Genomic DNA, 6472 nt, shown 5'->3' on the forward strand with positions numbered 1-6472 from the left:
CGCACGGCACACCGCACCCGCGCCGCACGGCACACCGCCCCGCCCAGGAGGCCCGCCACATGCTGGACGAGACCCTGCTCGACGCACCGGACGCCCTCGCCCTGGCCGACCGCCGCGGCCTCCTCCGCGGCGCCGCCGAAGCCGGCGCCCGAGTCCGTACCGCCGCCCGCCACGCCACCGAGGCCGGCATCGCCGACCTCCACCCCGAGGGCCGCCCCCGCGCCGTCCTCGTCGCGGGACCCGGCACCGTCGCCGCCGGCGTCGCCGACCTGATCGGCGCCCTCGCCGGCGCCTCCGCCCCCGTCGTACGCCTCGCACCCACCGGCGTCGCCCCCGCCGCCGGCGCCCTCCGCTGGGCACTGCCCGGCTGGGCCGGCTCCGTGGACCTGCTCCTGCTGCCCACCACCGACGGCTCCGAACCCGGCCTCGCCCTCCTCGCCGACCTGGCCTACCGCCGCGGCATCACCGTCGTCGCCGTCGCCCCCGAGGGCTCCCCCCTCTCCGAGGCCGTCAGCGGCTCCCGCGGACTCTTCGTCCCGCTCGCCATGGCCCCCCACGAGGAGCCCGACGAGTACGGCGAGAACCTCGCCGCCAGCCCCGGCGCCCTCTGGGCCCTCTTCACCCCGCTCCTCGCCCTCCTCGACCGCGTCGGCCTCCTCGAAGCCCCGCCCGAGGCCCTGGAAAGGGTCGCCGACCGCCTCGACCGCACCGCCGAACGCTGCGGCCCGGCCATCGCCACCTACTCCAACCCGGCCAAGACCCTCGCCGCCGAACTCGCCGAGTCGCTGCCGCTGATCTGGACCGAGGGCGACGCCGCCGGACCCGCCGGCCGCCGCTTCGCCGCCGTCCTCGCCGAACTCGCCGGCCTCCCCGCCCTCGCCGCCGAACTCCCCGAGGCCCTCCCCGCCCACGGCGTCCTGCTCTCCGGCGCCTACGCCGCCGCGGCCGACCCCGACGACTTCTTCCGCGACCGCGTCGAGGAGACCCAGGCCCTCCGCGCCCGCGTCGTCCTCCTCCGCGACCGTCCCGGCGGAGGCCTCAGCGCCGCCCCCGCCGCCCGCGAACTCGCCCTCGGCCACGACACCGCGATCAGCGAACTCGAACCCGAGGAGGGCGACGCCCTGGAGACCCTCGCCGAACTCCTCGCCGTCACCGACTTCGCCGCCGTCTACCTCTCGCTGGCGACCTCCGGCCACATGGCCCCCTGACCCCGGAGCACGACACCGGCGGAGCACGACACGGGGACGGCGCCGAGGCCGCCGCGCCCCCGTGCGTACGACCCCGGACACCCGCCCGCCCGCTCCCGGACGCCCGCGTGTCACCCACCCCCTGTCATCTGTCGTCTGGCACCACCACAGACACCGCACCGCACCGCACCGCATCGAGGAGCTGCACCACCATGGAACGCCTCGTCAACACCGTCCGCCCCTACGCCTGGGGCTCCACGACGGCCATCCCGGAACTGCTCGGCACCGCCCCCACCGGCGACCCGCAGGCCGAGATGTGGATGGGCGCCCACCCCGGTGCCCCCTCGATCACCCCCCGCGGTCCGCTCGACACCGTCATCGACACCGACCCCGTACGCGAACTGGGCCAGGCCGCCACCGACAAGTTCGGCCCCCGCCTGCCCTTCCTCCTCAAGATCCTCGCCGCCGGCGCCCCGCTCTCCCTCCAGGTCCACCCCGACCTCGACCAGGCCCGCGCCGGATACGCCGCGGAGGAGGCCGCCGGCATCCCGCTGGACGCCCCCCACCGCATGTACAAGGACGCCAACCACAAGCCCGAGATGATCTGCGCCCTCACCCCCTTCGAGGGATTCTGCGGATTCCGTCCCCCCGCCGAGGCCGCCGACACCCTCGCCGCCCTCGGCGTCGACTCCCTCAAGCCGTACGCGGACCTCCTCCTCGCCCACCCCGAGGACGCCGCCCTCCGCGAGGTCCTCACGGCGCTGCTCACCGCCGAACCCGTCGAGATGGCGCACACCGTCACCGAGGCCGCCGCGGCCGCCGAACGCCTCGGCGGCCCCCTCACCCCGTACGCCGTCCTCGCCCACCACTTCCCCGGCGACCCCGGCGTCATCGCCGCGATGCTCCTCCACCACGTCCGGCTCCAGCCCGGCGAGGCCCTCTACCTGGGCGCCGGCGTCCCCCACGCGTACGTCTCCGGCCTCGGCGTCGAGATCATGGCCAACAGCGACAACGTGCTCCGCTGCGGCCTCACCCCCAAGCACGTCGACGTCCCCGAACTCCTCCGCATCGTCCGCTTCGAGCCCGGCGAGCCCGGCGTCCTGCGCCCCGAGGCGTCCCCGACGGGCGAAGAGGTCTACGAGACCCCCATCGACGAATTCCGGCTCTCCCGCCTCGTACGCGCCGAGGGCGCCGCCCCCACCGACCTCACCGCCCCCACCCCGCAGATCCTGCTCGCCACCGCCGGACGCCCGAAAGCAGGCGAAATCCCCCTGTCCCCGGGCGAATCCGTCTTCGTCCCCGCCGGCGAGAACGCCGAACTCACCGGAGCGGGCACCGTGTTCCGCGCCACCGTCGTGGCCTGATGCAACAATGACCGGCCGTACCACGGCCACGGTCACCGGACCGGAGCACCGACGAAGGGAACAGGCAGACCCATGAGCGCGTCAGGCGGAACCAAGGCGATCGTGGCGGCACTCGCCGCCAACCTCGCGATCGCCGTAGCCAAGTTCGTGGCGTTCCTCTTCAGTGGCTCGTCCTCGATGCTCGCCGAGAGCGTCCACTCCCTCGCCGACTCCGGCAACCAGGGCCTCCTCCTGCTCGGAGGCAAGAAGGCCCAGCGCGAGGCAACCCCCCAGCACCCCTTCGGCTACGGCCGCGAGCGCTACATCTACGCCTTCCTCGTCTCCATCGTCCTCTTCTCCGTCGGCGGCATGTTCGCCATCTACGAGGGATACGAGAAGATCCACGACCCGCACCCGATCGAGGCCTGGTACTGGCCGGTCGGCGTCCTGGTCTTCGCGATCATCGCCGAGTCCTTCTCCTTCCGCACCGCGATCAAGGAGTCGAACGCGATCCGCGGCGGCCTGACCTGGACCCAGTTCGTCCGCCGCGCCAAGGCCCCCGAGCTCCCCGTCGTCCTCCTGGAGGACCTCGGCGCCCTCGTCGGCCTCATCCTCGCCCTCGGCGGCGTCGGCCTCGCCCTCCTCACCGGCGAGGGCGTCTGGGACGGCATCGGCACCCTCTGCATCGGCGTCCTCCTCATCCTCATCGCGATCGTCCTCGCCCTGGAGACCAAGTCCCTGCTGCTCGGCGAGGCCGCCGGCCTCGACGACGTCAAGAAGATCGAGGACGCGATCGTCGACGGCGACACCGTCACCCGCCTCATCCACATGCGCACCCTCCACCTCGGCCCTGAGGAACTCCTCGTCGCCGCCAAGATCGCCGTCGCCACCGACGAGACGGCCCCCCAGGTCGCGAGCGCCATCAACGCCGCCGAGGAACGCATCCGCGCCGCCGTCCCGATCGCCCGGGTCATCTACCTGGAGCCCGACATCTACGACGCCACCGCGGCCGCCGCGGGCGCGAACCCGGCCAAGACGCCGGGCGGATCCGGCCACTGACCCCCGCACCACCCGCCGAACACCCTGACGAGGCCCCCGGAGCGCACACCGCCGCCCCGGGGGCCTTGCCCGTACGCCCTGCGGCCGGTCCGTCGATCGGTGTAGATTCGAGACGAGCCAGACGTCGCTGCTGATGGCGGTCGGGCGGCCCCCCAGGGGACCGGCCGAGGGAGAGAGGGCCTCCGACGACTGCACCGCGAACCACCCCGGGCATTCGTGTGCCCGCAGGTGCCTCGACCGCGGTGTCAGGCGCCACCACCGACCCTCGCCACTCGATCCCACGAGGAGCAGCACCCGTCATGACGACTGCCGCACAGCAGGACTTCAAGGTCGCCGACCTCTCCCTCGCCGCCTTCGGCCGCAAGGAGATCACCCTCGCCGAGCACGAGATGCCCGGCCTGATGTCGATCCGCCGCGAGTACGCCGAGGCCCAGCCGCTCGCCGGCGCCCGGATCACCGGCTCCCTCCACATGACCGTGCAGACCGCCGTCCTCATCGAGACGCTGGTCGCCCTCGGCGCCGACGTCCGCTGGGCCTCCTGCAACATCTTCTCCACCCAGGACCACGCCGCCGCGGCCATCGCCGTCGGCCCGAACGGCACCCCGGAGAACCCGCAGGGCGTCCCGGTCTTCGCCTGGAAGGGCGAGACCCTGGAGGAGTACTGGTGGTGCACGGAGCAGGCGCTGACCTGGCCGAACACCCCCACCGGCGGCCCGAACATGATCCTGGACGACGGCGGCGACGCCACTCTCCTCGTCCACAAGGGCGTCGAGTTCGAGAAGGCCGGCTCCGCCCCGGACCCGGCCACCGCGGACAGCGAGGAGTACGGCTACATCCTCCGTGTCCTCAACCGCACCCTCGCCGAGTCCCCCCAGAAGTGGACCCAGCTGGCGTCCGAGATCCGCGGCGTCACCGAGGAGACCACCACCGGCGTGCACCGTCTCTACGAGATGATGCAGAACGGCACCCTCCTCTTCCCGGCGATCAACGTGAACGACGCCGTGACGAAGTCGAAGTTCGACAACAAGTACGGCTGCCGGCACTCCCTCATCGACGGCATCAACCGCGCCACCGACGTCCTCATCGGCGGCAAGACCGCCGTCGTCTGCGGCTACGGCGACGTCGGCAAGGGCTGCGCGGAGTCCCTCCGCGGCCAGGGCGCCCGCGTCATCGTCACCGAGATCGATCCGATCTGCGCCCTCCAGGCGGCCATGGACGGCTACCAGGTGGCGACGCTGGACGACGTGGTGGAGACGGCGGACATCTTCATCACCACGACGGGCAACAAGGACATCATCATGGCGTCCGACATCGCCCGCATGAAGCACCAGGCGATCGTCGGCAACATCGGCCACTTCGACAACGAGATCGACATGGCCGGCCTGGCCAGGATCCCGGGCATCGTCAAGGACGAGGTCAAGCCGCAGGTCCACACCTGGACGTTCGAGGACGGCAAGGTCGTCATCGTCCTCTCCGAGGGCCGCCTGCTGAACCTGGGCAACGCCACCGGCCACCCGTCCTTCGTGATGTCGAACTCCTTCGCGGACCAGACCCTGGCCCAGATCGAGCTCTTCACCAAGCCGGAGCAGTACCCGACCGAGGTCTACACGCTCCCGAAGCACCTGGACGAGAAGGTCGCCCGCCTCCACCTGGACGCGCTCGGCGTCCGGCTGACGACCCTCCGCCCGGAGCAGGCCGCCTACATCGGCGTCAAGGTCGAGGGCCCGTACAAGCCGGACCACTACCGCTACTGACGCCCCCGGCGCCCACGCGCCACCGGCTCACCGAGTCAGGCCCCCGGCACCACGGTGCCGGGGGCCTGCCCCTTTCCCGCCCCACCCCACCGAGGACCCATGCCCCGCGGCCGCTACTCGCTCCACGACCCCCACGACCACACCCCCCTCGGCGAGGAGCACTTCCACTGCGCGCCCGGCCCCTCCGGCTGGCGCTACGTCTCCCAGACCACCACCCCCGCCGGCGACCACCACGGCTCCGTCGACCTGGCCGTCGACGAACTCGGCCGCCCCATCCGCCTGGAACTCCACGCCTCCAGCTGGCAGGTCCGCGGCGCCGCCCTCGACGGCGTCACCTGGGTCCGCACCGACCCCACCGGCACCCACGCCACGGAGGGAAACGTCCGCGCCCACGCCTTCACCGGTACGTCCCCGGCGTTCCTGATCGCTCTCACCCGCCTGCTGCGCCTCGACCCCGGCGCCCCCGAGACCCGCGTCCGGCTCGTCGCCTTCACCGACCCGGTCCTCGCCCCCCTCACCGTCGACCAGGCCTGGGCCCTGCGCGGACGCGAGACCCACTCGACCGACGACGGCCCCCTCACCGTGGACGAATACCAGGTCAGCACCCTCGACACGGGGGAGCGCCACACCGTCCACATCGCCGGCGACGTGGTCCTCGCCGCCCCCGGGATCGAGCTGGAGGACCTCGACACCCCACCCTCCGTCCTCCCCGCCTGAGCACCCCACCGCGCCGATGTGCGTCGGCCCCCGCGGAGCTGGTACTGTCCTCCGGTGCCCGCAAAAACCGTTGACACGGTGGCTGCGGGGAGGTAGATTCAGATGGTTGCCTAGAGCTGGACAGCTCGGCAGTAATCAACTAGAGTCTGACTCACTCCCGATTCTCATCGGAATCAAGAAAAGCCGCCGATTAGGTAGCCGAAAATGATTCTGATAAAGTCGGAAAGCGCCGGAAGGCCCCGAGGAAAACAAATTCGGGACCGGAAAGCACCGAGGAAATCGGATCGGAAAGATCTGATAGAGTCGGAAACGAAGAGAGCGCAGGAAGCGCCCGGAGGGCCTGGAAACAGGAACGAAGGAAGCGTCCGCACCTTGAGAACTCAACAGCGTGCCAAAAATCAACGCCAGATTA

General features: G+C 71.8%; 5 protein-coding genes. All 5 read left to right on the forward strand.

Translation table 11 applies throughout. The features are described 5' to 3' along the window. Positions 1-59: 59 nt before the first annotated feature. Complete coding sequence (locus tag ACF1BN_RS16365; RefSeq protein ID WP_392332288.1) at positions 60-1208, forward strand: SIS domain-containing protein; 1149 nt, start codon at positions 60-62, stop codon at positions 1206-1208. A gap of 191 nt (positions 1209-1399) precedes the next feature. Continuing rightward, positions 1400-2551 carry a mannose-6-phosphate isomerase, class I gene (gene manA / locus ACF1BN_RS16370; protein WP_392332289.1) on the forward strand — a complete coding sequence of 384 codons (1152 nt, stop codon included), beginning with the start codon at positions 1400-1402 and terminating at the stop codon, positions 2549-2551. 72 nt (positions 2552-2623) lie between these two features. Next, positions 2624-3589 carry a cation diffusion facilitator family transporter gene (locus tag ACF1BN_RS16375; protein WP_392332290.1) on the forward strand — a complete coding sequence of 322 codons (966 nt, stop codon included), beginning with the start codon at positions 2624-2626 and terminating at the stop codon, positions 3587-3589. A gap of 299 nt (positions 3590-3888) precedes the next feature. Next, complete coding sequence (gene ahcY, locus ACF1BN_RS16380; protein ID WP_392332291.1) at positions 3889-5343, forward strand: adenosylhomocysteinase; 1455 nt, start codon at positions 3889-3891, stop codon at positions 5341-5343. A gap of 99 nt (positions 5344-5442) precedes the next feature. After that, positions 5443-6060 (forward strand): hypothetical protein, encoded by a 618-nt coding sequence (locus tag ACF1BN_RS16385; RefSeq protein ID WP_392332292.1) that lies wholly within the window; start codon positions 5443-5445, stop codon positions 6058-6060. The last annotated feature ends 412 nt before the right edge of the window (positions 6061-6472 follow it).

Origin of the sequence: Streptomyces sp. NPDC014861 (assembly GCF_043081625.1) — a bacterium.
Taxonomy (GTDB): Bacteria; Actinomycetota; Actinomycetes; order Streptomycetales; family Streptomycetaceae; genus Streptomyces.

What these genes read in the sequence shown, in the direction of transcription:
- ahcY (WP_392332291.1), top strand. Translation starts at nt 3,889, where the DNA reads ATGACGACTGCCGCACAGCAGGACTTCAAGGTCGCCGACCTCTCCCTC.
- ACF1BN_RS16375 (WP_392332290.1), top strand. Translation starts at nt 2,624, where the DNA reads ATGAGCGCGTCAGGCGGAACCAAGGCGATCGTGGCGGCACTCGCCGCC.
- manA (WP_392332289.1), top strand. Translation starts at nt 1,400, where the DNA reads ATGGAACGCCTCGTCAACACCGTCCGCCCCTACGCCTGGGGCTCCACG.
- ACF1BN_RS16385 (WP_392332292.1), top strand. Translation starts at nt 5,443, where the DNA reads ATGCCCCGCGGCCGCTACTCGCTCCACGACCCCCACGACCACACCCCC.
- ACF1BN_RS16365 (WP_392332288.1), top strand. Translation starts at nt 60, where the DNA reads ATGCTGGACGAGACCCTGCTCGACGCACCGGACGCCCTCGCCCTGGCC.